The organism is Paucibacter sp. JuS9 (genome assembly GCF_044043925.2).
GTDB lineage: Bacteria > Pseudomonadota > Gammaproteobacteria > Burkholderiales > Burkholderiaceae_C > JAUASW01.
In genome coordinates, this window is record NZ_CP194172.1 from 681,105 (window position 1) to 704,359 (window position 23,255).

19 protein-coding genes are annotated in these 23,255 nt (G+C 67.4%); 12 read left to right on the plus strand and 7 right to left on the minus strand.

Going from position 1 to position 23,255, the window contains the following annotated elements:
- The first annotated feature begins 113 nt into the window (after positions 1-113).
- The gene (locus tag ABT392_RS02965) at positions 114-1,049 is read left to right on the plus strand and encodes a patatin-like phospholipase family protein (RefSeq protein WP_334278615.1); all 936 of its coding nucleotides are present in this window, start codon (positions 114-116) and stop codon (positions 1,047-1,049) included.
- Entirely contained in the window at positions 1,049-1,678 is a 630-nt protein-coding gene (locus tag ABT392_RS02970) for an LON peptidase substrate-binding domain-containing protein (RefSeq protein ID WP_395386662.1), read from the plus strand. The genes ABT392_RS02965 and ABT392_RS02970 overlap by 1 nt, the downstream gene beginning before the upstream one ends.
- Positions 1,679-1,802: 124 nt before the next feature.
- On the opposite strand, the gene phaP is transcribed toward ABT392_RS02970, so the two are convergent.
- Positions 1,803-2,360, minus strand: coding sequence for a TIGR01841 family phasin (phaP, locus tag ABT392_RS02975; RefSeq protein WP_395386661.1), 558 nt, complete (start codon positions 2,358-2,360; stop codon positions 1,803-1,805).
- A gap of 243 nt (positions 2,361-2,603) precedes the next feature.
- Between phaP and ABT392_RS02980 the strand changes: the two genes are divergently transcribed.
- The 5 genes from ABT392_RS02980 to ABT392_RS03000 are packed head-to-tail and all read left to right on the plus strand — an operon-like array spanning position 2,604 to position 7,563.
- Positions 2,604-3,545, plus strand: coding sequence for a histone deacetylase family protein (locus ABT392_RS02980; RefSeq protein WP_395386660.1), 942 nt, complete (start codon positions 2,604-2,606; stop codon positions 3,543-3,545).
- Between the two features lie 11 nt (positions 3,546-3,556).
- Entirely contained in the window at positions 3,557-4,015 is a 459-nt protein-coding gene (locus ABT392_RS02985) for an acyl-CoA thioesterase (RefSeq protein ID WP_395386659.1), read from the plus strand.
- On the plus strand, positions 4,012-4,734 hold the full coding sequence (locus ABT392_RS02990; RefSeq protein WP_395386658.1) for a nitroreductase: 723 nt from the start codon (positions 4,012-4,014) through the stop codon (positions 4,732-4,734). Before ABT392_RS02985 ends, ABT392_RS02990 begins: the two co-directional genes overlap by 4 nt.
- A gap of 4 nt (positions 4,735-4,738) precedes the next feature.
- The gene (locus tag ABT392_RS02995) at positions 4,739-5,719 is read left to right on the plus strand and encodes a 2-hydroxyacid dehydrogenase (RefSeq protein ID WP_395386657.1); all 981 of its coding nucleotides are present in this window, start codon (positions 4,739-4,741) and stop codon (positions 5,717-5,719) included.
- On the plus strand, positions 5,716-7,563 hold the full coding sequence (locus tag ABT392_RS03000) for a diguanylate cyclase (RefSeq protein ID WP_395386656.1): 1,848 nt from the start codon (positions 5,716-5,718) through the stop codon (positions 7,561-7,563). The genes ABT392_RS02995 and ABT392_RS03000 overlap by 4 nt, the downstream gene beginning before the upstream one ends.
- A gap of 75 nt (positions 7,564-7,638) precedes the next feature.
- Here ABT392_RS03000 and pgaD read toward each other — a convergent pair whose 3' ends face one another.
- The 4 genes from pgaD to ABT392_RS03020 are packed head-to-tail and all read right to left on the minus strand — an operon-like array spanning position 7,639 to position 12,837.
- The gene (gene pgaD / locus ABT392_RS03005; protein ID WP_395386655.1) at positions 7,639-8,157 is read right to left on the minus strand and encodes a poly-beta-1,6-N-acetyl-D-glucosamine biosynthesis protein PgaD; all 519 of its coding nucleotides are present in this window, start codon (positions 8,155-8,157) and stop codon (positions 7,639-7,641) included.
- Positions 8,154-9,416 (minus strand): poly-beta-1,6-N-acetyl-D-glucosamine synthase, encoded by a 1,263-nt coding sequence (pgaC, locus tag ABT392_RS03010; protein WP_334278625.1) that lies wholly within the window; start codon positions 9,414-9,416, stop codon positions 8,154-8,156. The genes pgaD and pgaC overlap by 4 nt, the downstream gene beginning before the upstream one ends.
- Positions 9,416-11,905: a poly-beta-1,6 N-acetyl-D-glucosamine export porin PgaA gene (gene pgaA / locus ABT392_RS03015; protein ID WP_395386654.1), complete on the minus strand. Its 2,490-nt coding sequence runs from the start codon at positions 11,903-11,905 to the stop codon at positions 9,416-9,418. The genes pgaC and pgaA overlap by 1 nt, the downstream gene beginning before the upstream one ends.
- Before the next feature lie 14 nt (positions 11,906-11,919).
- Complete coding sequence (locus ABT392_RS03020; protein WP_464970900.1) at positions 11,920-12,837, minus strand: hypothetical protein; 918 nt, start codon at positions 12,835-12,837, stop codon at positions 11,920-11,922.
- A 211-nt stretch (positions 12,838-13,048) separates the two neighbouring features.
- Here ABT392_RS03020 and ABT392_RS03025 point away from each other — a divergent pair, with 211 nt between their 5' ends.
- The 4 genes from ABT392_RS03025 (at position 13,049) to ABT392_RS03040 (ending at position 20,591) form a co-directional block, all read left to right on the plus strand.
- A complete protein-coding gene (locus ABT392_RS03025; protein WP_334278628.1) occupies positions 13,049-14,443 on the plus strand; it encodes a DNA recombination protein RmuC in 1,395 nt (464 codons plus the stop codon).
- A gap of 4 nt (positions 14,444-14,447) precedes the next feature.
- Complete coding sequence (locus ABT392_RS03030) at positions 14,448-15,614, plus strand: MFS transporter (RefSeq protein ID WP_395386652.1); 1,167 nt, start codon at positions 14,448-14,450, stop codon at positions 15,612-15,614.
- 47 nt (positions 15,615-15,661) lie between these two features.
- Positions 15,662-18,466 carry a M16 family metallopeptidase gene (locus ABT392_RS03035; protein WP_395386651.1) on the plus strand — a complete coding sequence of 935 codons (2,805 nt, stop codon included), beginning with the start codon at positions 15,662-15,664 and terminating at the stop codon, positions 18,464-18,466.
- A gap of 64 nt (positions 18,467-18,530) precedes the next feature.
- Complete coding sequence (locus ABT392_RS03040; protein WP_395386650.1) at positions 18,531-20,591, plus strand: M66 family metalloprotease; 2,061 nt, start codon at positions 18,531-18,533, stop codon at positions 20,589-20,591.
- Here the strand turns inward: ABT392_RS03040 and ABT392_RS03045 are convergent.
- Positions 20,549-21,073: a hypothetical protein gene (locus ABT392_RS03045; protein WP_395386649.1), complete on the minus strand. Its 525-nt coding sequence runs from the start codon at positions 21,071-21,073 to the stop codon at positions 20,549-20,551. The two genes, ABT392_RS03040 and ABT392_RS03045, sit on opposite strands and share 43 nt — an antisense overlap.
- 251 nt (positions 21,074-21,324) lie before the next feature.
- On the opposite strand from ABT392_RS03045, the gene ABT392_RS03050 reads away from it, so the two are divergent.
- Positions 21,325-22,821, plus strand: coding sequence for a sulfatase-like hydrolase/transferase (locus ABT392_RS03050; protein ID WP_395386648.1), 1,497 nt, complete (start codon positions 21,325-21,327; stop codon positions 22,819-22,821).
- Here ABT392_RS03050 and ABT392_RS03055 read toward each other — a convergent pair.
- Entirely contained in the window at positions 22,776-23,228 is a 453-nt protein-coding gene (locus tag ABT392_RS03055; protein ID WP_395386647.1) for a universal stress protein, read from the minus strand. The two genes, ABT392_RS03050 and ABT392_RS03055, sit on opposite strands and share 46 nt — an antisense overlap.
- Between the last annotated feature and the right edge of the window lie 27 nt (positions 23,229-23,255).

Sequence of the window (23,255 nt, forward strand, 5' to 3'; positions counted from 1 at the left end):
GACGTCAGTGCGGATGCAGGGCCTGGGTCGGCCGCAGGCAGCTGTCGAGTTCGGCCTGTACCGCATGCCTCCAGCCGCCGCGCCATCGTGATGCTCATTCCTACAATGCAGCCATGCCCCAAGCCTCCAATCGCGCCTTGCTGGTGCGCCGCAGCCTGCTCCTCTGTGTCACGCTGGCCTTGTCCGCCTGTTCCAGCCTGCTGCCACCGCCTGCGACGCCGCCGGTCACGGTGCCTGTTCCCGTGGAGCCCGTGACACCCAAACCGCCACCCAAGCCTCCGCGTATCGGCCTGGCCCTGGGTGGCGGCGCGGCCCGAGGCTTTGCGCATATCGGCGTGATCCAGGTGCTGGAAGAAAATGGCATCAAGGTCGACCTGGTGGCCGGGACCTCGGCCGGCAGCCTGGTGGCGGCGCTCTATGCCTCGGGCAAGAACGGCAACGAGATGGCGCTCCTGGCCGAGAGCATGGACGAAGGCGCGATCACCGACTGGGCCTTCCCGACCCGTGGCCTGATCCGTGGCGAGGCGCTGGCGCGCTATGTGCGCGAGAAAACCGGCAACAAGCTGATCGAGCAGATGCCGCTGCCGCTGGGCATCGTCGCCACCGACCTGTCGGACGGCTCGCCCATCCTCTTCCGCAGCGGCGATACCGGCGCGGCGGTGCGGGCCTCGAGCGCGGTGCCGGCGGTGTTCCAGCCGGTCAAGATCGGCACGCGGGAGTATGTGGATGGCGGCCTCGTTGCGCCGGTGCCGGTGCGCTTTGCGCGGCAGATGGGCGCCGAGCTCGTGATCGCGGTGGATATCACCTCTCCGCCGGAGGAAAAACCGCCCGGCGATGCCTTGCGCATGCTCCTTCAGACCTTCTCCATCATGGGCCGCAGCATCAACTCCTATGAGCTTCGCGATGCCGACGTGGTGCTGCGCCCCAGCCTCAATGGCGTGGGCAGCGCAGACTTCACGGCCCGCAAGCGCTCGATCCAGGCCGGCCGAGAGGTGGCGCTGAGCATGCTGGCGGCGATCCGCCAGCGCATTGCCGCGAAGACCCACTGATGGTCCAGCGCATCGAGCTTTTTCCGCTCAGTTCGGTGCTGTTCCCGGGCGGGCACCTGAACCTGCGCATCTTCGAGCCGCGCTACCTGGACCTGATCCAGCGCTGCCTGAAGACCGGCGAGCCCTTTGGTGTCGTTGCGCTGACGGCCGGTGGCGAGGTGCGCCAGCGTGGCGAGGGCGAAGCCTTTGTCCAGGAGTCTTTCGAGACCCTGGGCACGCTGGCCCATGTCGATCATTGCGAGCGGCCGCAGCCCGGCTTGCTGCAGGTCCGCTGCACCGGCGGCCAGCGTTTCTCGCTCAGCCGGAGCGAGTGTCTGGCGCATGGCCTGTGGGTGGGCGAGGGCCGGCTCTTGCCGGATGATGCAGCGGTGCCCGTGCCTCCGGACCTGCTGCGTGTCAGCCGCAACCTGCAATTGCTCCTGAGCCAGTTCGAACAGGCCGTCGCGGCCGAAGACCTGCCCTTGCAGCCGCCCTATCACTGGGACGATTGCGGCTGGCTTGCCAACCGCTGGTGCGAGATCCTGCCCCTGCCGCAGCTCGAGAAGCAGCGCCTGCTGGCGCTGGACAACCCGCTCCTGAGACTGGAACTGGTGGCCGATCAGCTGGACCGCGGCCTGCGACAGCCATGAAAAAAGCCCAGTGCAGGGCACTGGGCTGAACGGTACTTGGTGAAGCAGAGCTTCTCGCGGGTACCAGGAGACAACTTGCATGCCCGCCGCGTGGGCCGCGGGCCAAGAGGCTCAGAGTCGTTGCTCAGGCAGCGGCGCGCTTGCTCGAGCGGGTGGCCGTTTGCGTGGCCTTGACGGCCTGGCTGGTGACAGCCTGGAAGTTGGCTTCGGCCACTTCAGCGGCTTGCTTGGCAGCCTTCTGGGCGGATTCCAGTGCGTTGGTGGCAGCAGCGACAGCCGACTTCACCAGGGCGACGGCGCTTTCGCTGCCGGCCGGTGCGTTCTTGACGGCGTTGTCGACGACGGAGCTGAACTTCTTCTGCACGTCAGCGAACTGGCCTTCGGCGAGCTTGGCAACTTCGGCGTTGGTGGCGGCAGCGATGTCATACAGATGACGGCTGTAGGCAGCGGCCTTGTCGGCGCTGGGTTGCAGCAGCGACTGTTGCAGGCTCAGCAGCTCTTGAGCGTCCTTGACCGACAGGGCGGCCGTGGTCGTTTCGGCGACTTCGCTCAGCGCGGTCTTGGCGACTTGCAGGTTCAGCTCGACCAGCTTTTCAACGCCTTCGAAGGCCTTGTTGGTCAGGCCGAACAGGGTTTCGACATTGGCCTTGTGTGCAGCAAAAACTTGTTCCGGGGTCAGCATGGTGTTTTCTCCTGAAAGGGTGGAAATGCTTGGGGACTCGGGCTTGCAGCTCTTTTGTTGCACTGCAGCATGGATCGAAGTATCGGGGCCGTCCGGGTCGATTGCAAGTACTTTTTGCTGCACTGCACCAAATAATTTGTAAATGACCTTCGACCTCCCTGGCCCCCTCGGCAAGAGTGCCGCGCGCCGGTGACGCGCGCATGACGGTCAAGCCCGCTGCAAGCCGGTATCGTGGCGCCCACGATGCTTGTTTTCCATTCCGACGCCCACAGCCTGGCCCTGCCGCCGGGTCACCGTTTTCCGCAGGACAAGTACCGGATGCTGCGTGCGGCGCTGGAGGCCGATCCGGGCCTGATCCGACTGCAGGCGGCTGACGCCGCCAGCGAAGGCGAGCTGGCGTTGGTGCATTCGCCTTCCTATCTGGATGCGGTCCAGCAGGGCCATCTGAGTGCCGCCCAGCAGCGGGAAATAGGTTTCCCCTGGTCGCCCTCGATGGTGGAGCGTTCGCGCCGCTCGGTCGGCGCCACCATCATGGCCGCACGAGCGGCGCTGGCCGAAGGGCTGGCGGCCAACCTGGCCGGCGGTACCCACCATGCCCAGGAAGACAAGGGCTCCGGCTATTGCGTCTTCAACGACGTCGCCGTGGCCGCGCGGCTGATGCAGGCCGAATGGCATCGCCGCCATGGGCACAGCCGCCCCGGCCTCAAGGTGCTGGTGATCGACCTCGACGTGCACCAGGGCAATGGCACGGCGGCCATCTTCAGTGGAGACAACAGCGTCTTCACCTTCTCCATGCACGGGGAAAAGAACTTTCCTTTCCGCAAGGCAGCCAGCGACCTGGACGTGGAGCTGCCGGACGGCTGCGGCGACGAGGCGTATCTTGCTGCACTCGATCGTGCCCTGGCCCAGGTCTGGCAGCGCCTGGAGCCGCCAACGGGCCTGGCCTTCTACCTGGCCGGTGCCGACCCGCATGAGGGAGACCGCCTTGGCCGGCTCAAATTGACGACCGCTGGCCTGCGCGAGCGGGATCGGCGCGTCTTCGAGGCCCTGCGCGAGCGCCGCATCCCGGTGGCGCTGTCAATGGCTGGTGGCTATGGTCATGATGTGGCCGTGACGGTGGCCCTGCAAGTGAGTACCCTGAGAGAGGCGGCGCACAGCTGGTCCGCCTGGCAGGCCCCGCAATGAAAGAATGAGTCATGAGCAGCAACAACAGCAGCCCCCGCCCGCAGCCAGAACAGCGCAGTGCCTACGCCCAGTTCGTGCGCCTGGGCACCCGCTGGATGGACAACGACATCTACGGCCACCTGAACAACGTCGTCTACTACAGCCTCTTCGACACCGCGGTGAACCAGTACCTGATCGCGCAAGGCGCGCTGGACATCCACGGCGGCGAGGTGATCGGCCTGGTGGTCGAGACGCATTGCAACTTCTTCGATTCGCTGGCATTTCCGCAGGCCATCGATGCCGGCATCCGGGTCAGCCAGCAGGGCCGCTCCAGCGTGCGCTACGAAATCGGCCTGTTCGCGGAAGGCGCCGATACCTGCGCCGCCCGTGGGCACTTCATCCATGTCTATGTGGACCGCGAAAACCGCCGCCCGGTGGCCGCCTTGCCGGCTCCCTATCTGCAAGCCTTGCAAGGACTGACCCTGCCATGAGCACTGCCAACCGATTTGACATCCCCACGCCCGAGCAGACCGCCATCGTCGACGCGGCCATCGAGAGCCGCCATTCCATGCGCGCCTTCCTGCCCACGCCCGTTGCCCGCCAGGTGATCGAAGACATCCTGCGTGTGGCTTCGCGCGCGCCTTCAGGCACCAACACCCAGCCCTGGCAGGTCCATGTGCTGACCGGTGTGGCCAGGCAGCGGCTGTCCGACCGCATCATGGCCGTCTACGACGACCCGACCGAGCTCGCCGCGCACAGCGAGGAGTACGCCTACTATCCGCGCGAGTGGGTCTCGCCCTATATCGACCGCCGCCGCAAGATCGGCTGGGACCTGTACGGCCTGCTGAACATCGCCAAGACCGACAAGGCCCGCATGCATGACCAGCATGGCCGCAACTACCAGTTCTTCGATGCGCCGGTGGGCCTGATGTTCACCATCGATCGTGTGATGCAGCAGGGCAGCTGGCTGGATTACGGCATGTTCATCCAGAACGTGATGATCGCCGCCCGGGCTCGTGGCCTGCACACCTGCCCGCAGGCGGCGTTCACGCAGTTCCATCGCCTGATCGCTGAAGAGCTGCAGCTCAAGCCCGAGCAGCAACTGGTGTGCGGCATGTCGCTCGGCTTTGCTGATCCGGCCGCGGTCGAGAACGGTCTGGTGACCGAGCGGGCGCCGGTGGCTGAGTTCACGCGATTCTTGGAAGGCTGATGCCATGAAGGTGCTGATCGCCCGCCGCGTTTTCGACTCCGTCGTCGAGCGCCTGGCCGCGCATTTCGAGGTCGAGACCAACCCCGAAGACACGGTCTTCAGCAAGGCGGAGCTGATTGCCAGGCTGCAGGGCAAGGCGGGCGCCTTCATCACCGGCAGTGAGCGCATCGATGCCGAGGTGCTCGACGCCTGCCCCGGTCTCAAGGCCGTCTGCAATATGGCCGTGGGCTACAACAACATTGACCTGGCGGCCTGCACTGCGCGCGGCGTGCTCGCGTCGAACACGCCGGACGTGCTGACCGAGACCACGGCCGACTTCGGCTTCGCGCTGATGATGGCCACCGCGCGCCGCATGGCCGAGAGCGAGCAATTCCTGCGCCGTGGCGAATGGAGCAAGTGGGCCGTGGACATGTTCACCGGCTCCGACGTGCATGGCGCCACGCTGGCCATTCTCGGCATGGGCCGCATCGGCCGGGCCATTGCGCGGCGCGGGCACCTGGGCTTTGGCATGCCGGTGATCTATCACAACCGGTCGCGGCTGGCGCCCGAACTGGAAGCCGAGGTCGGTGCGCGCTACGTGTCGAAAGAGCAGTTGCTGAAAGAGGCCGACCACTTGGTGATCGTCCTGCCTTATTCCGCCGAGTCGCATCACAGCATCGGCGCGGCCGAGCTGGCGCTGATGAAGCCACAGGCGACGCTGACCAATGTGGCCCGAGGCGGCATCGTGGATGACGCCGCGCTGGCACAGGCGCTGCGCGAGCGCCGCATTGCGGCGGCCGGGCTCGATGTGTTCGAGGGCGAGCCCAGGGTCCATCCCGACCTGCTGGCCCTGCCCAATGTCGTGTTGACACCGCACATCGCCAGCGCCACCGTGAAGACGCGCCTGGCCATGGCGAACCTGGCGTCCGACAACCTGATTGCCGCGCTCACCGGCGCAGCGCCGCCCACACCTCTCAATTCCGAAGTGCTGCCCCTGAAACGATGAACCGCTTGCGTGGATTCGCACTTGCGCTGGGCCTGTTCCTGAGCGCGGCAGGGGCCAGCGCGGCCGGGCCGGCGCTTGACGTCTCGCAGCCAGGCAGCGATGGGCTGTCGCTGACCTCGCATTTCGAGGTGCTCGAAGACAGCAGCGGGGCGCTGAAGCTGGCTGAGGTCCTTTCGCCCCGCCAGGCTGGCCTGTTCAAGCCCAGCACCGGCAACGGTCAGGCGCTGGGGTTCTCCTACACAAAGTCGGCCGTCTGGTTGCGGCTGCAGCTGGCCAACCCGGGCGATCAGGCGCTGGAGCGTCGGATCGAGATCAGCTACCCGCTGCTGGCCGAGGTCGACGTCTACCTTCCAGACCCAGCCGGCCTCTACCGCGTGACCGAGACCGGCTTTGCCCGCCCCTTCGCCGCGCGGCCGCACCCCAGCCGCTTCTATGTGATTCCGCTTGCGCTGCCGGCGAAGAGCGAGCAGACCGTCTATCTGCGGCTCAAGACGCCGAACTCCCTGAACGTGCCGGCCCGGCTGTGGTCGCCCGAGGCCCATGCCAGGCACGAGCGTGCCGGCTACGTGACTCAGGGCATCTACTTCGGCCTGGTGCTGGCGATCACGCTCTACAACCTGATGCTGTTCCTGGCGCTGCGCGACCTGAGCTTCCTGCTCTACGTCGCCTTCGCGGCCAGCGTGGCCACGGCGCTGGCCACCTTCACCGGCTTGGGTGCCGAGTACCTGTGGGGCGACCTGCCGGCCTGGACGGTGGTGGGCGTCAATGTGCCGTCTTCCATTGCGGCGGTGGCCTTGCTGCTGTTCACCCGCCGCGTGCTCGACACCTCGCTGCTGCTGCCGCGGCTGGACAAGGCCTTGCGGCTGATGGTGGTGGTGAACCTCTTGTGCGTGCCGATGCTGGTCTTCTTCTTCCAGCGCTTCGCGCCGCTGTTCGTGGTGCTGAATTCGCTGACAGCCTTGCTGCTCTTGCTGGTGGGCGTGATGGGGGCCATCAAGCGCCATCGCAGCGCCTATTACTTCGTGGCGGCGTTCGTCGTGATCCTTTTGGCCGTCGTGCTCACGCATTTGCGCAACCTCGGCCTGCTGCCCACCAATGTGCTGACCAGCGAAGGCACGCAGTTCGGCTCGGCCATCGAGATGCTGCTGCTCTCCTTCGCCCTGGCCGACCGCTACAACACCTTGCGCCGCGAGAAGGCCAGGGCACAACGCGAGGCGCTGCGGGTGCAGGGGGAATTGGTCAACGAACTGCGCGCTTCCGAGCAGTCGCTCGAAAGTCGCGTTGCAGCGCGCACCGCCGAACTGGAGCTGCTCAACCGCAAGCTGGCGGCGATGAGCACCACCGACGGACTCACCGGCATTGCCAACCGCCGCCAGTTCGACACCCAGCTGCTGAGCGAATGGACGCGCGCGCTGCGCCTGCATCAACCGCTGGCGCTGGCGCTGATCGACGTGGATTTCTTCAAGAAGTTCAACGACCGCTATGGCCACCAGGCCGGCGACGACTGCCTGCGCCGCGTTGCGCATGCGCTGGCCAGCACCGTCTGCCGCGAGGGGGACCTGGTGGCCCGCTACGGCGGCGAGGAGTTTGTCTTCATCGCGCCGGCCAGCGACACCGCGGCGGCCTTGCAACTGGCCAGGCGGGTCAGTGCGGCGGTGCGCGAGCTGGCCATCCCGCATGCCGATTCGCCCAGCGGTGTGCTGACGCTCAGCATCGGTGTGGCTTCCTGCGTTCCACACCCGGACCAGCAGACGCACAGCCTGCTGGCGGCTGCCGACCGGGCGCTTTACCGCGCCAAGGAGCAGGGGCGTGACCAGGTGCAGAGCGGCGAAGTCGAGCCCTGAGTCGGTTCTAGGTCTCGGCCCAGCATCACCCCCTGTTCAAGGCGAGGTGAGCGCCCTGGGCGGCCCGCAGCCTGCTCAGTGGGTGGCTGCCAGGCTGCGCGCCTCGGCCACGACGGCTTTGGCGCGCGCTTCGCGCGCCGCCGCGCGGTCTTCGATCCGGACGATGGCACCGTGGTCGTCGTGATGAACCGTCATCACCTGGTGCTGCCGCGCGCTGCAGATGAGCTCTTCGCTCAGGCCGAAGGACTGTGCGATGGCGGCCGGTGCCGGCACCGGGAAGTCGCGGCGCCGGTCCACACCGCGGAAGCGCAGGTGGTTGTACTTGGCCCAGAGCAGCAGGGAGCCGCCCATGGCCATGATCACCAGGGCATAGGCGCCGACCAGCCCCAGGAAGCCGTGGTAGCCCTCGAGTTGGAGCATGTGGCGCTGAAAGCGCAGGCCGAAGAACAGCCAGCCCGCCATCGTGACCACAGGCAGCCACAGAGCAAACCAGACGATCCAGAACGCGGCCGTCAGTGCACCGAACATGGCGCGCTGGCGCCAGGTCATCAGGTCGGGCCGGTCGATGATCAACTGCGGCGATGGCTTCTTCATGGCTGCAGCCCTCGGTCAGGGCTCTTCCAGCGCGCACGGCGGCTGCCGCGCAGGATGACCTTGGGAATCGCGACCAGGGTGGTGAACACGCTCAGGAACCAGAAGGCGAGCGGATACCAGATCATCCAGTAGTAGTAACGACCGAGGCCGCGCTCGTAGCGCGAGTCCAGGAACATGCTGACGCCGAACTGCATCAGGCAGGTGGTACCGATCACGAGGCCCGCCCAGCCGGGCAGCAGCGTGCTGATCTGCAGCGGCTCGGGCAGAGGCAGGACCTGGCCCAGCAGGAACAGCGCGATCACACCGGCCATGGAGTAGGCCCAGAGCACGCTGGCAAAGTATTCAAGGTAGACCGGGATCATGCGGCGATGCCGCCACTTGCCGAACACGCCATGCTGGCTGAACAGCACCTGCGTGCCGCCCATGGCCCAGCGCAGGCGTTGGCGCCACAGGCCCTTGAAGGTCTCGGGCATCAGGATCCAGCACAGCGCATTGGGCTCGAAGCGCACATCCCAGTGCCGCATCTGCAGTCGCCAGCTGATGTCGATGTCTTCGGTCAGCGCCTCCGGGTTCCAGTAGCCTGCATGGTGCAGCGCGGCGCGGCGCAGGCAGACCATTACGCCTGACACCGTGAACACCTTGCCGTAGGTGCGTTGCGCCCGCTTGATCAGGCCGATGATGGAGGAGAACTCGCCCACCTGGATGCGGCCCAGCAGGGTGGAGCGTGTGCGGATGCGCGGGTTGCCGGTCACGGCGCCGACGCGCGGGCCGGACAGCAGGTGGCGCATCATCCAGCGCAGGCAATGCGGGTCGACGATGGAGTCGCCGTCGATGCACAGGAAGAAGTCGAAGCGTGCCACGGCCGCTGCGGTGTTGAGCCCCACGGCCTTGCCCTGGTTGCGCGCCAGATGGATCACGCGGATGCGCATGTCCTCGCCGGCAAGCGCCTCCAGGATCTGCGGCGTCTCGTCGGTGCTGCCGTCGTCTATCAGCAGGATCTCGTACTCGGGATAGTCGATGGCCCGCAGCGCGGCCACGGTGTCGCGGATGTTCGCGGCCTCGTTGTGGCAGGGCACCAGCACGCTGACGCCCGGGTAGCTCGGCAGCGGCGCGGGCTGGTCGAACGCCGGGTCGCGGCGCTCGTAGTGGAAGTAATAGAACAGGCCGCCGCACATCCACAGGTAGGACATGAACAGCGGGTAGTAGAAGGTGAAGCCGAACAGCAGGCCGAGTGCGTCGAAGGCGAAGAGGTCTGTCATCAGAACCTCCACAGCGCGTTCAGGTAGGCGTGCAGCTTGCTTTCGTAGACGCCGTCATAGGCGAAACGGCGGCTGCCGATGCCGTAGCGCAGGTTGCCGCTTGGCGCCCATTGCCATTCATGCTCGTAGCGCAGTTCCTGGAACGGGCGCCAGCCAAAGCTGCGCTCGACGATGGCCGTGCCCAGCCGCACCTCGCTGGTCTGGCGGTAGTTGCCCACGGTCAACGACAGGCGCTGGTTGAAGCTGCGTTCATAGCGGCGCCAGGTCAGCCAGTCGGCGGCCAGGGTGGCGGAGACCGCCAGATCACGCTTGGGGTTGAAGTAGACCGTGTCGGGCAGCGTGTTGCTGCTGGTGTAGCCGGCCAGCGTGAGGTCCAGCGTGCGGCTGTGGCTGCTGTGCAGGCGTTCCTGCCAGCTCAGGGCCAGGGCCTGCCGGCGATTGCCGTCGTTGAAATCGTAGAAGGAGGCATCGGCCGCGACGCGGCGTTGCTCGTCCTGGCGCCAGGCGCCGCCCAGCACGGTGCGGCTGGCCTGCAGATAGGTCGGTGCGCCTGCCTGCGAGTCGGGTTGGCGCGCCTTCAAGGGGAAGTCGTTGGTCTGGCTTTCATGGCGCAGGCGCCAGGACCAATGGTCGTCCTGTTGCCAGCCCAGGGCGGCAGCCCAGACGGTGTCCTTGGCGTTGCGCAGGTCCTGGCCCAGCTCCGCAGTGAGCTGCAGGTCGCGGCGGGTCCATTCGAGGCCGGCGCTGAGACGCTCATGCTGCGCCTCGGTGCCGCCAAAGCGGGCGCGCGCCAGATGGTGGTTGGCGAACGCGCGCAGGCCTTGCGCCGATTGGCCGCTCTGGTAGCTCGACTCCCACAGCAGCTCGCTGTTGCCTGCTACCAGGCCCTGACCGAAGCCGCGGGTGATGCCGCTCGAGAGCGTGGATTTCGAGCGCTGCTCCCACTCGCGCAGCAGGCGCTGCACGGCAGGATGTTCGGGTGCTTCGGCACGCAGGCTGGCAATCGTCGTGGCGGCTGCTTCGACATCGCCTTGCGCCCACTGCGCATTGGCCAGGCCGATGCGCGCACGCAGATGGCCGGGCTCGGCGGTCAGCACGCGTTCGAAGCGGGCTTGCGCGGCACGCGGCTGGCCACGCTGGGCCAGCAGCTCGCCTTGCTCCAGCCAGAGGCCGCTGTCGGTGGGTTGCTCGCGCATCAGGGCGCTCAGCGTGGCTTGCGCTTCGTCGAGCCGATTGGCAAAGCGCAGCATGGTCGCCTGGGCCCGGCGGGCGGCAAGCGATTGCCTGCTCTGTGCCAGCCAGTGGTCAAGGCCTTGCGCCAGACCGGCGAAATCTTCCGCTTCCAGCTCGGCATAGAGCAGGCCGCCGTGGGCGTTGACTTCAGCGGCCTCGGCCAGGGCGCGCTTGTACAAGGTGCGCGCCTCTTCGGGCTGGCGCAGCGCGAGCAGTGCGTCGGCCGCAGCCAGCAGCACATAGGGTGCGACCGGCTCGGTGCCGGCATCGAGTGCCCTGAACTCGGCCACGGCGGCGGCCATGTCGCCGCGGTCCCGCAGTGCTTGCACGCGGTCCTGGCGCAGGCGCTTGACCAGGTCCGGGCGCCCAGCCGCTTCGGCTTGCGCGCTCAGCCGGGCGTTCTCGGCCAGGGTCTCGTCCACCAGGCGATAGCGGGCCGGCGTGTAGTCGCGCTCCAGCAAGGCGCTTGCCGCGCGGACGCGGCCGGCATGGGCTTGCAGCAGGGCTTCGAAATCGGGGGAGGGCGCGGGAGCCGGCGTCGGAATCGCCTCGGCGACCGCAGCGGCCTGTGGCGCGCGCGGCGGCTCCGGCGGCGCGTTGGGCGCTTGAACGGTTGCTGCCTGTGTTGCTTGGCCCGGCTGCACTGCCTGTGGCGCTGCCGGTGCCTGACCCAGAGCCGCCAGGCGCTGCGCGAAAGGCCGGGCCCGCTCGCTCTCCGCGCGCGCGCTCAAGGCTTCATACGCGGAGCGCAGCAGGGCCGGCTTGCGCGCCGCCAGCTTCAGCACGCGCTGCAATTGCTTGTCTGATTGGGGGGCTTGCCTGGTGTCCAGCAGGGCCAGTGCATGGCCCAGAGCGGCGTCGGCATCGGCCGGCTTGCGGCTGGTGAGCAGGCGATAGGCTTGCACGGCGCGCGCAGGCTGCTGGCCATGCAGGGCCGAATGGCCGATGGCGGCCAGCACGTAGTCGGGCGTGTCCTTGTCCAGCTTCAGCTGACGGCTGGCGGCCAGCGCCTGCGCGTGGCGGTCGGCCCAGCTCAGGACGGCGATCAGGTCATGTCGATAGACCGCGTTGCCGGGTTGCTCGCGCACCAGGCGCTCCAGTACGGGCAGCGCCCTTTCATAGCGACCCGCGCGCGCGTCGACGATGGCCGTGCCATGCGGGTCAGCCGCCGCAGCAGCGGGTAAAAAAGCAGAGAGCGCCGCAGCGATGGCCACGGCGCCCAACGCCGCACCAGGGCGGGCAGCCCGGGGTCTCATGCGGCCGCGCAGGCTCAGGAGGCCGCGGTGGCCAGCGCCCGGCGCCGACGCCCCACGACCCGCGAGCTGCCCCAGAGACCGGCCAGCGCCAGGGCCAGCAGTGCGGCCGAGCCTGGTTCAGGCACCTCGGACGGCACCTGGGTGAACAATTGCTCCTTGCTCACTGTTTCCCAGTAACCGTCCCAGGGCTTGATGCCGAAGTCGATCACGCCAGCCTGCAGCCGGTTGTAGTAGCTCAGGTCGACGCCGTAATAGCCGGCTGCCAGCTCGATGCCGCCGCCGGCACCCAGGGTGTCGGCCAGGGAATAGGAGCTGCGGCCGGGGCCGCCGGCCACCGAGTCCTGCAGCATCGACAGCGTCTGGCCGCTGCCATGCAGGGAGAAGGAGAAGCCATCGTCGGCAAAGATGCCGAGGTCGTAGAAGCCGCTGGTGCCGATGTAGAGGAAGCCGCTGAAGATGGCGGCGTAGTTCCATTGGTCGCAGTGCGCTGCCTCAGGTGCCATCGGGCAATCGCTGGTGCTCGGGCCGACGACCGGCGCGACCGGGCGCACATAGTCCATGTTCCAGGTGCCCAGCGAGCCGCTGGCCTGCAGGTTGTTGTAGACATCATTGGCGAAACTGACCGCCGACACCGTGCTGGCGCTGTTCAGGACCAGGGCGCTGCCACTGGCCTGGATCTGTGCGAGGTCGCCGATGGACCAGATGCCCGTGCCCCAGGCGGTGTCCTTGATGACTTCGCCGTTGTAGACGTAGTTGCTGAACTTGGCACTGTCGTCCACCTTGTACCAGCTGCCTGCCAGACCGCTGCCGACGGCTCCCGGCGCGGCCACCAGAGGAATCAGGCCGGCATGGGCCACGGCCGTGCTCAGGCCGACTGCCAGCGCAGCCAGACTTGGGGCGAATTTGAGCAAGAAAGACGTGGAGCGAGACATGAAGAACAGACCCTCGGTGCGTGTTGTGTTCGTGTGCCTCAATCATAGGGGGCGACCCTAATTTGGCCGGGTACTTTGTCACGGAGCGAGGCCTTCTCAGACACCCCGACTTGAGGGGGAAGAGGCCCGCAAGCGCTATTGGTGACCCCTTTTGGGCGCTGATCGACGTGCCTGAAGGCAGGGGCGGGCGCCTGCTGACACAATGGCCGCCATGAGCTTGATCGACCTGATGCTGCTGGGCCTTCTGGCCATCGTTCTCCTTCTCCTGGTGCTGATCTGGACCCGCTTGAAAGCGCAGGAGCAGGGCTCGCCGGCGCTGACCCAGGCGCTGCAGCAAAGCAGTGAGCGCCTGGAGCGCGAGCTGCGCGACGAGCTCGGCCGCAGCGCCAGCTCGACGCGCCAGGAGATGGTGCAAGGCCTGGCCCAGTTCCAGCAGGTGCTGTCGCAAGGCCTGCAGGGCACGAACCAGAGCCTGGCCGCTCAGGCCCTGGCTGCCCGCGAGGCGCAAGATGCGGCCGCGGCACGCAGCGCGCAGTCGGTGACCGAGGCGATGCAGAGGCTCTCGGACGCGATGCGCGAGCAGCTCAAGGCCATGTCCACCACCAACGAGCAGCGCCTGAACGAAGTGCGGGTGTCGGTGGAGCAGCGGCTCGGCGCGATCCAGCAGGACAACGAGAAGAAGCTCGAGCAGATGCGCGCCACCGTCGACGAGAAGCTGCACGCCACGCTGGAGCAGCGCCTGGGCGAGAGCTTCAAGCAGGTGGCAGACCGCCTGGAGCAGGTGCACAAGGGCCTCGGTGAAATGCAGAACCTGGCGCGCGACGTGGGTTCGCTGAACCGGGTGCTGACCAATGTGAAGACGCGCGGCATCTTTGGCGAGGTGCAACTGGCCGGCCTGCTGGAGCAGGTGTTCACGCCCGAGCAGTACGCCGCCAATGTGGCCACGGTGCCGGGCAGCAATGAGCGGGTCGAGTTCGCGATCAAGCTGCCCGGCCAACGCGACGATGGCCAACCACTGTGGCTGCCCATCGATGCCAAGTTCCCGCGCGAAGACTACGAGCGGCTGCTGGAAGCGCAGGACCGCGCCGACGCGCCGGCTGCCGAAGCAGCGGCCAAGGCCATCGAGGCGCGGCTGCGGCTGGAGGCGCGCAGCATCCGCGTCAAGTATGTCGCGCCGCCGCATACCACCGATTTCGCCATCCTCTTCCTGCCCACCGAGGGCCTCTATGCCGAGGCGCTGCGCCGGCCCGGCCTGGTCGAGAGCCTGCAGCGCGAATGCAAGGTCATGCTGGTGGGCCCGACCACCTTGCTCGCCACCTTGACCAGCCTGCAGATGGGCTTTCGCACGCTGGCGCTGGAGAAGCGTTCGGCCGAGGTCTGGGAGGTGCTGGGTGCGGTCAAGACCGAGTTCGGCAAGTTCGGCGATGTGCTGGCCAAGACCAAGAAAAAGCTGGACGAGGCCAGCAGCACGATCGAGCTGGCCGAGACCCGCACGCGCCAGATGAGCCGCAAGCTCAAGACGGTCGAGGCCATGCCCGAGGACGCGGCGCAGAAGCTGCTGAACCTCGGCCTGGGCGATGCATCGGACGAGGCCGACGAGGCCTGATCCGATGCACGACGCCGCGCCGCCGAAAGATCTGCGCAAGGCCTTTCCCGCCGTCATCGTCACGCTGATCGCGATCCACGCCTGCATGGCGGTGACGCGCGTTGCTTCCAGCCTCTGGGTGCTCAAGCAGGGCTACGGCGAATGGACGGTGGGCGTCCTCCTGAGCCTGTTCGCGGTGGCGCCCATATTGTTGTCGCTGTGGGCGGGGCGCTTGTCAGACAAGCATGGCTTCCATCGTCCGGTGGGTGTCGGTGTGCTGCTTGCACTCGGTGGCGCCCTGGTCGCGGTGAGTTGGCAATCGATCTGGACGCTGGGCCTGTCCTGCCTGGCCAGTGGCGGCGCGATTGCGGTGGCGGCGGTCGCCATCCAGCGGGAAGCCGGGCTGATGGCCGATGACGCCAGCCAGCTGAAGAAGGTGTTCAGCTGGGTGGCGCTGGGGCCAGCCTTGTCCAACGCCATTGCGCCGGTGATGGCGGGCCTGCTGATCGACCATGTGAGTTTCCGCGCTGCCTTCGCCCTGGCTGCGCTGCTGCCCTTGCTGGCTTGGGGCCTGGCCCAGCGCGTGCCGCGTCATCCGCCGGCACCGCCCCTGGCCGGCACGAAGGTGAGGCCCGCGTGGGACCTGCTGCGCATGCCGGCGCTGCGCCGACTGCTGCTGGTCAATATCGCGCTGTCGGCCAGCTGGGATTCGCACAGCTTTGTCGTGCCCGTGGTCGGCCATGCGCGCGAGCTGTCGGCTTCCAGCATCGGCCTGGTGCTGGGCAGCTTTGCGGTGGCGGCCACGCTGGTGCGGCTGGCCATCGTGCGCTGGGCCGTGCATCTGCATGAGTTGAAGGCCTTGCGCAGCGCCATGCTGCTGGCGATGCTGATGCTGGGCCTTTACGCGTGGTTGCCAGGCACGGCCGGGCTGATGTTCGGCTCCGCCGTGCTGGGCATCGCACTGGGCTCGGTGCAGCCCATGGTCTTGTCGATGCTGCACCAGGTCACGCCGGCTGACCGGCATGGCCAGGCGCTGGGCCTGCGCATGCTGACGGTCAACAGCGCCACGGTGGCCATGCCCATGGGCTTCGGGCTGCTGGCAAGTGCTCTTGGTGCTGCCGCGCCGATGATTCTGATGGCCAGCCTTTTGCTGCTGGCGCAATGGCCGGCACGCGCGCTCAAGAGCCCCTGAGGGCGGCGCACAATGGCGGCCGTCTATACCGGAGCACAGGGCACGTGATGAGAACAACAAGCCAAAAGATCTTCCGTCTCAGCCTCTTGGCTGCCGCGCTGGCGCTGGCCGGATGTGCAAACCAACTGCCTGCGCAGGAACGACCCGCCGCTGTGGCCGTGCAGCCTGCTGCGAAGCCAGCAGCCCTCGCCGCCGCGCCCACCTTCGTGCGCGAACTCGGCGGCATCCGCGAGTACCGACTGCAGAGCGGCCTGCAGATCCTGCTCTTCCCCGACGAGGCGCAGAGCACCACGACGGTGAACATCACCTACCGCGTCGGCAGCCGCCATGAATCGCAAGGCGAATATGGCATGGCCCATTTGCTCGAACACCTGGTGTTCAAGGGCACGCCCACCTACAAGAAGATCGACGCGGAATTTGCCAAGCGCGCGATGCGCACCAATGGTTCCACCACCGTGGACCGTACCAACTATTTCGCCTCCTTCAATGCCAATGATGAGACGCTGGCATTCGCCATCGACCTCGAAGCCGACCGCATGGTCAACAGCTTCATCGCCAAGGCCGACCTCGATTCGGAAATGAGCGTGGTGCGCAACGAGTTCGAGCGTGGCGAGAACAACGGCATGCAGGTGCTGGCCCAGCGCGTGCAGGCCGTGGCCAACGACTGGCATGCCTACGGCCATTCGACCATCGGCCCGAAGAGCGATATCGAGAACGTGCCGATCGAGAAGCTGCAGGCCTTCTACAAGCGCTACTACCGGCCCGACAACGCCACGCTCCTGGTGGCGGGCCGCTTCGATACCGAGAAGACGCTGCAACTGATCGCCAGGTCCTTCGGGCCGCTGGTGAAGCCGGCAGAGGCGATTGCTCAGCCCTACACGGTGGAGCCGCCGCAGGACGGCGAGCGCAGCGTGGTGGTGCGGCGCGTGGGCGGCCAGCCGGCCGTGGTGGCCTACTACCATGTGCCCGCCATCGCCCACCCGGACACCGCGCCGGTGATGGTCTTGAGCCTCCTGATGTCGATGCAGCCGAGCGGCCATCTCTACAAGGAGCTGGTCGAGACCAAGCTGGCCGTCGGCGCCGGCCTGTTCGGCCTGGGTGGCTACGCGCCGGGCGGCACGCAGGCCATGGCGGTGCTGCCTCCCGATGGCGACATTGCAAAGATCGAGCAGAAGTTGCTGGACCTGGTGGAAGGCCGCACCGGCAAGCCCTTTGACGAAGCCGAACTCAAGCGCGTGCGCGACATCGCGGTGCTGGGCTATCGCGAGCAGATGAAGCGCCCGGAGGCGCTGATCCAGCAGATCTCCTCCCTGCTCGGCGCCGGCGACTGGCGCCTGATGTTCCAGATCATGGAAGACCTGCCCAAGGTCACGCTCACTGACGTCGAGCGCGTCCGCAAGGCCTACTTCCGCCCGGCCAACCGCACGGTGGGCCGCTACCTGCCTGCCACCGAGGTCGAGCGCGTGGCCATTCCTGCCGCGCCGGCGCTCGACGAGCGCCTGGCCCAGCTGCAAGGCCCGCCCAAGATCGAGGAGGGCGAGCGCTTCGACCCGACGGTGCAGAACCTGCAGTCACGCAGCCAGCGCCGCACGCTCGCGTCGGGCATCGAACTCTCGACCCTGAACAAGCAGACCCGCGGCAACACCGTCACGCTGCAGTTGCGCCTGCGCTGGGGTGAGCCCCGTGCCACCACCTTGGCGCTGGGCACCGACATGATCGACGAGCTGATGAACGAAGGCAGCACGAACTGGGACAAGCAGAAGCTGCGCGATGAGCTGGTGCGGCTGAAGGCCAACCTCTCGATCCGTGGCGGCAACCAGGGCGCGACCGTGTCGATCAGCGCCGAGCGTGACACGCTCTTGCCGGTCCTGAGAATTGCTGCCGATGTCCTGCAGCAGCCCCTGCTGCCGGCGGATGCCTTTGATCGCATCAGGAAGCAGAACCTGGCTGGGCTCGATGCCTCGCGCCAGGAGCTGGAGACCCTGCGTTCCGAAGCCACGCGAGGCCATGTCAACAAGGCGCGCGGCACCAAGCCGGGCGACCCTGACTATGTGCCCAGCCTGGAAGAGCAGATCGACGAACTGAAGCGCACCACGCTGGACGACGCGCGCAAGTTCTACCGCGACTACTGGTCGGCCAATGACGCCCGCGTGGCCGTGGTGGGTGCCTTGCCCGAGGGCCTGGACGCTGCCATCGAGCAGGCCTTCGGTGCCTGGAAGAAGCCGCAGGCGCAGCGCTTCGTGCGTCATGTGACGAAGCCGGCGGTCATTCCCGCAGCGCGCTTCGATGTGCAGGCCAAGGACAAGACCAGCGCGATGCTGCAGATGAGCCAGCGCTTCGAGCTCGGCAGCCAGGACGCCGACTACCTGCCGATGCTGCTGGCCGTGCATGTGCTCGGCGGTGGTGGCATGGAAAGCCGCCTGAGCAATCGCGTGCGCCAGCAGGAGGGCTTGAGCTATGGCGTGGGCGCCGGCTTGCAGGCCGACTACTTCAGCCGCGACGCGGCCTTGCGCATTGGTGGCACCTTTGCGCCGCAAAACCGCGAGCGCATGCTGGCGGTGATCCAGGAAGAGCTGGCCCGTTTGACAAGCGATGGCATCACCGAAGGCGAGCTGTCGCGGGCCAAGAAAGACCTGCTGGAAGGCTGGCGCCAGGGCCGCTCCAGCGATGGCGGCCTGGCCACCTCCCTGAACTGGTTTGCCGAGATCGGCAAGGACTGGCTGAGCCAGGACGGCATGACCGAAACCAGGCTCCAGGCCGTGACCGTGGCGCAGGCCAATGCGGCCTGGAAAAAGCTGGTGAAGCTGGAAGGCTTCGTGATCAGCACGGCAGGCGACTTCAACAGGAAGTGAACGCCGATTCCCGTCAAACACTCAGGCGATCCGGCGCAGACCGGAGCACCCAGGAGGAAAGAAGATGAAGTCACAGTTCCGCGGCACCGCGTTCCCGGGCGCCGTCGCCCTTGCACTTACCAGTCTGCTTGCCGCCTGTGGCGGCGGAGGTGGAGGCGGCAGCAATGGCAGCTCGATCACCGTGATTGCGCCCAGCATCCAGACCCAGCCCGCCGCGGCCGAGTCGCAGCGCTGCGAGGCCGTCAACTTCTCGGTCATCGCGTCCGGCACCGGCCCGCTGAGCTACCAGTGGCAGCGCAATGATCAGGACATCCCCGGCGCCAACAAGGCCTCGCTGCAGATCAATGCCGGCACGGCAGACGACGGCGCCCGCTACAGCGTGACCGTCAGCAATAGCGGCGGCCAGGTCAAGTCGACAGCCGCGACGCTGAAGGTCAATGCGGTTGACGAATCCAAGCTGAGCATCGCCTCGGTCGAGCTGGCGCAAGTCATGCTGCTCGACAGCAAGGACGCGGCCCTGGAGCTGGTGCAGGAGCGCGAGGTGCTGGTCAAGGTCAATGCCCGTGCACCCGCGCCGATGCACTGCAAACCGAGCGGCACGCTGCGCATCGAAGATGCGGGCGGGCAACTGCTGCGTGAGCTGGCGCTGGCGGCGCCGCTGCTGCCGATTCCTGCCGTGGCCTCCGACGCGGTCAGCCTGCTGGACAGCTACAGCGCGACCGTGCCGGCCGAGCTGGTCAAGCCCGGCGTGCGCCTGGTGGTGAGCCTGCCGGGCCAGACCCCGGCACAGCAGATTGCACCCATGGTGTCGCCCAGCCCTGCCATCACCCTGGTGGCCATTCCGCTGCAGGTGGCCGAGAGCGTGGCCCAGATTCCTGCAGGCATTCCCGACTACATCCGGGCCCGCTCACCGGTGCAGGGACTGACACAGGAAAACCGCGGCGTGCTGCGCTCTACCGCGCTGACTGCGCAGCCCACCGCGAAGGAAGAATGGACCGATGCGCTGTCCAAGCTGCTGACTGAGGTCAACAACCTGCGCACGCTGGAAGGCCGGCCGGCCCGCAGCTATTACTACGGCTTCGTGCGCCAGGACGTGATCGGCAGTACCGTGGGCCTGGGCTATCGGCCCGGTGGCGCGGCTGTCGGCTACGACCGACCCACCTTCCCGGAAGCGGCGCTGGACACCTTGCAGCATGAGCTCGGCCACAACTTCAACCTGCAACATGCGCCCTGCGGCGAGCCGGCCAATCCGGACCCGCTCTATCCCTATGCCAATGCGCAGATGGGTGCAGGCAGCCGCATGGTCTGGGGCTACAACAGCGTCACCAAGCTGTTCACCGATCCGAATGACCTGGCCAACCACGACCTGATGAGCTATTGCAGCGGTGCCTGGTTCTCCGACTACAACTACGGCCGCATCCAGCAGCGCCTGCGCACCGCGCTGCCGAGCACGAAGGCGGCGGCCGGCGTTCAGATCGCCAGTGCGGCGCCGGCTGCTGCCGAGCCCGAAGCGCTGCTGCTGGTCAGTGGCGAGATCGGCCCAAGGGGTGCCAAGCTCGGCGCGCCGCGCGCCTACAGCGGCATCGCCGATCTGCCCACGGACGGGCCGTTCGCGCTGACGCTGAACCTGGCCAGCGGCGAACGGCGGCAGTGGCGATTCGAAGCCCAGGCACTGGAGCATGCGCCGCAGATCCGCCATTTCAGCTTCAGCATTGCGCATCCCGGTGCGATCGCCAGCCTCAGCATCAGCCGCGATGGCCAGGTGCTGCATGCGCAGGGCGAGGCCGGTGAGGCCGGCAAGCGCCGGGCACAGCAAGTGGCCGCGCCGCAGGTGCAGGCTGCCATCGACAGGGGGCACTTGAGCATGCAATGGAATGCCCAGCAATGGCCGCAGCTCGGCATCACCCAGCTGGGCAGCGACGGGCGGCGCCGCGTGCTGGGCTTTGGTCTGGCCGGCGGCAAGGCGGCTGTCCAGGTGCAGGGCGAGGTCCTGGGCTTTGAGCTCAGCTTCTCCGATGGCCTGAACAGCCAGCTGCTGTGGCTGGATTCATCCGGCCGCGTGCAGGCCAGCTCGCCGGCTGCTCAGGGCCGCGCTGGCGGCATTGGCGGCAAGCTCGCCTTGTAGGACTCCAGCACCAGCTGATACTGCGCTTCGGTCAGCAGCTCCTTCAGCCGCTGATGGAAGCGGCGCACATCGGCATAGGCTGCCGCATGTTCGCTGAGTGCTTCCTGCTCCAGGCGCAGGTCGCGGTCCACATCGACGAGCGCTGACACCGGCGGCTTGCGGTCGCGGCGGCGCTCGTTCAATTCAGCCAGGTCACGCAGGTCGCGCAGCAGCGCGTCCCAGGCTTCGGCCTGCGGGGCTTGCAGCTCCAGTGTCGGGCGCAACTGCACGAGGCGTTCATGCCAGACGCGCAGCCGCTCGGGCGCCTGCACGGGCCGGTTGTCGGCCGCTTGCGGCGGCGGCTGGCGGCGCTCGCCTTTTTCTCCCATGCCACGGCCACCACCGCCGCCACCCATGCCACCACCGGGAGGGAATTGGGCTTGGGTGGCCGAGGCCAGGAGCAGGCAGGAGAGGAGCAGGGCGAGTTGGCGCAGCTTGGGCATGTGGGAAGCCAGTCGGGTGAAGGATGAGCCCAGTGTCTGCGCGCCAAGGCTCAGGCTCGTAGCGGCTGTGTCAAGAAAGGTGAAGTCTGGCTGGCGCCCGGATGCCCCAGCCCGGTGCCTGGGCGTGCCCAGCAACGCAAACTTACCTTTGTTCACCCAAGCCGCCTGGCGCGCAACCTTGGCACACCGCCGGGCAACAGCGGCTGCGCACACTGCCCCTTCCGTCCTCTCGGCAGTGCCTGTTCCCCACCGTGCCCCAAGCATTCTCCGCGTTGCGCCACTGGCTCACGCCCGTTCTGATCTTTCTGCTGATCCTGTTGGTCAGCGCCTGCGCCTTCATGCGCAAATACCTGGGGCCGGTCACGCTCGACCAAGTGGTCTTTCATCTGCAGTACGGCGGGCTGGACTATGCCGATCCGCGCATGATCTCGCGCGCCCTGCGCTACCTGTTCGGCAGCGTGCTGCTCGCGGCGTTGGCGACCTGGGCCCTGCGCCGCATCTCGCTGCGGCTGCAGCGCGGCCTGTGGCTGCTGCTCTTGGGTGGCGCCGCCTTCTCGGTCAGTGCCACGGTGGACGACGCTTGCGATGACGCTCAGGCCGATGCGATGGCGCAGCGCTATGTGGACCCGAGCGCCCAGCAGTTCGAGCAGGCGGGCCCGGCGCCTGACGTCTTGATCGTCTTCATCGAATCACTGGATGAGCGCTATGCCGAGCCCCGCCTGGCTCACGGCCCAGCCCTCACCGAGTTGGCCGACTGGCGAGCACGCGGCCAGCGCTTTGGCGCGATGCGCACGCTGGGCGGCTCCAGCTGGACGGTGGGCGGCCTGTTCAGCGCACTCTGCGGCGTGCCCTTGCAGCCGGTGGGGCTGATGAGCCGCCATGCGCTGGAATACTCGACCCGCTTCTTCGATGGCGGTGCCTGCCTCACCGATGTGCTCGCCCGCCAGGGCTGGGAGCTGAGCTTCTACGGTGGCGCCTCGCTGAAGTTCGCTGGCAAGGGCTTGTTCATGTCCAAGCATCAGGTGGCGCGCCGCTTCGGCCGCGAGCAGTGGCATGGTCAGGGCGTGGAAGTGCCCGGCGAAGGCTGGGGCCTGCTGGACGCGGAGCTGGCCGAGGAGGCCTGGGCCGACATGCAGCGGCCGCGCGATGGCGACAGGCCGCGCGCCTCCTTGCTGCTGACCGTGAACACGCACGGCCCCTCAGGCACGGCGGACCCGGGCTGCGGCCAGTCCGAAGACGGCGAGCTCTCGGCCGACGAGCAGATGGCCCGCGCGCTGGCCTGCACCGACCATGTGGTCGCGCGGCTGGCCAAGCGCTTTGCCTCGCAGGCCGATGGCCGACGCAAGCTGGTCTGGATCATGGGCGACCACGTCGGCCCCACGCCGCTGCTGTTTGACGGCACCGACGAGCAGTGGCGCAATCGCAGCCTGTTCCACTCGCTGGCCCGCTTTGATGGCCAGGGCCGCGCCGAGTCGCTGCCTGCGGCAGGTCAACGCACGTTCAGCCATCTGGACGTGCTGCCCACGCTGGCTGAGGCCCTGGGCTTGCGCTGGCAGCCGCAGGCGCATCGCCTGGGTCTGGGTGTTTCACTGCTCGCGCAGGAGCAACCGCCCACGCTGCTGGAGCAGCAGGGCTTTGAGCGCAGCAATGCCCAGCTGGCCTGCCCCTCGCCCCTGTTCCACCGACTGTGGGTGGACCGGCCTCAGGCCGAGGGAGAGCGCAGCAGGAGCACCGGCACCGGGGCCTGACGCACGATCATCTCGGCATCGCTGCCCAGCAAGGCGCGGCCCACGCCGCGGCGCCCATGCGTGCCCAGCACGATCAGTTGCGCGCCGCACTTGACGGCAGCATCGGTCACCACATCGGCCACCCGCTGGGCAAAGCCCTCGGCGAGCTGGGTCTCCACCGGCAGGCCGGCTGCCTCGACCCCGGCGCGGGCCTTGAGCAGGATCTGCTCGCCGCCCTGGTGCAGCAGGTCAAAGACTTCGGGCGTGATGCCCAGGCCCGCGTTCGGGTAGGCGTTGAAGGAGAGCATGTCCACCACATGGACGAGGTGCAGCCTGGCATTGCACAAGCGCGCCAGGCGGATCGCTTCGGCCAGACCGAGCTCCGAAGTGGGGCTGCCATCGATGGGCACCAGGATCTTGCTGTACATGAGCGCCTCCTTGCAAACCAGAGCCCA

What these genes read in the sequence shown, in the direction of transcription:
- ABT392_RS02965 (WP_334278615.1), top strand. Translation starts at nt 114, where the DNA reads ATGCCCCAAGCCTCCAATCGCGCCTTGCTGGTGCGCCGCAGCCTGCTC.
- ABT392_RS02990 (WP_395386658.1), top strand. Translation starts at nt 4,012, where the DNA reads ATGAGCACTGCCAACCGATTTGACATCCCCACGCCCGAGCAGACCGCC.
- ABT392_RS02985 (WP_395386659.1), top strand. Translation starts at nt 3,557, where the DNA reads ATGAGCAGCAACAACAGCAGCCCCCGCCCGCAGCCAGAACAGCGCAGT.
- ABT392_RS03020 (WP_464970900.1), bottom strand. Translation starts at nt 12,837, where the DNA reads ATGTCTCGCTCCACGTCTTTCTTGCTCAAATTCGCCCCAAGTCTGGCT.
- ABT392_RS02970 (WP_395386662.1), top strand. Translation starts at nt 1,049, where the DNA reads ATGGTCCAGCGCATCGAGCTTTTTCCGCTCAGTTCGGTGCTGTTCCCG.
- ABT392_RS03055 (WP_395386647.1), bottom strand. Translation starts at nt 23,228, where the DNA reads ATGTACAGCAAGATCCTGGTGCCCATCGATGGCAGCCCCACTTCGGAG.
- ABT392_RS03040 (WP_395386650.1), top strand. Translation starts at nt 18,531, where the DNA reads ATGAAGTCACAGTTCCGCGGCACCGCGTTCCCGGGCGCCGTCGCCCTT.
- pgaA (WP_395386654.1), bottom strand. Translation starts at nt 11,905, where the DNA reads ATGAGACCCCGGGCTGCCCGCCCTGGTGCGGCGTTGGGCGCCGTGGCC.
- ABT392_RS03025 (WP_334278628.1), top strand. Translation starts at nt 13,049, where the DNA reads ATGAGCTTGATCGACCTGATGCTGCTGGGCCTTCTGGCCATCGTTCTC.
- ABT392_RS03000 (WP_395386656.1), top strand. Translation starts at nt 5,716, where the DNA reads ATGAACCGCTTGCGTGGATTCGCACTTGCGCTGGGCCTGTTCCTGAGC.
- ABT392_RS03035 (WP_395386651.1), top strand. Translation starts at nt 15,662, where the DNA reads ATGAGAACAACAAGCCAAAAGATCTTCCGTCTCAGCCTCTTGGCTGCC.
- ABT392_RS02980 (WP_395386660.1), top strand. Translation starts at nt 2,604, where the DNA reads ATGCTTGTTTTCCATTCCGACGCCCACAGCCTGGCCCTGCCGCCGGGT.
- ABT392_RS03045 (WP_395386649.1), bottom strand. Translation starts at nt 21,073, where the DNA reads ATGCCCAAGCTGCGCCAACTCGCCCTGCTCCTCTCCTGCCTGCTCCTG.
- pgaD (WP_395386655.1), bottom strand. Translation starts at nt 8,157, where the DNA reads ATGAAGAAGCCATCGCCGCAGTTGATCATCGACCGGCCCGACCTGATG.
- phaP (WP_395386661.1), bottom strand. Translation starts at nt 2,360, where the DNA reads ATGCTGACCCCGGAACAAGTTTTTGCTGCACACAAGGCCAATGTCGAA.
- pgaC (WP_334278625.1), bottom strand. Translation starts at nt 9,416, where the DNA reads ATGACAGACCTCTTCGCCTTCGACGCACTCGGCCTGCTGTTCGGCTTC.
- ABT392_RS02995 (WP_395386657.1), top strand. Translation starts at nt 4,739, where the DNA reads ATGAAGGTGCTGATCGCCCGCCGCGTTTTCGACTCCGTCGTCGAGCGC.
- ABT392_RS03030 (WP_395386652.1), top strand. Translation starts at nt 14,448, where the DNA reads ATGCACGACGCCGCGCCGCCGAAAGATCTGCGCAAGGCCTTTCCCGCC.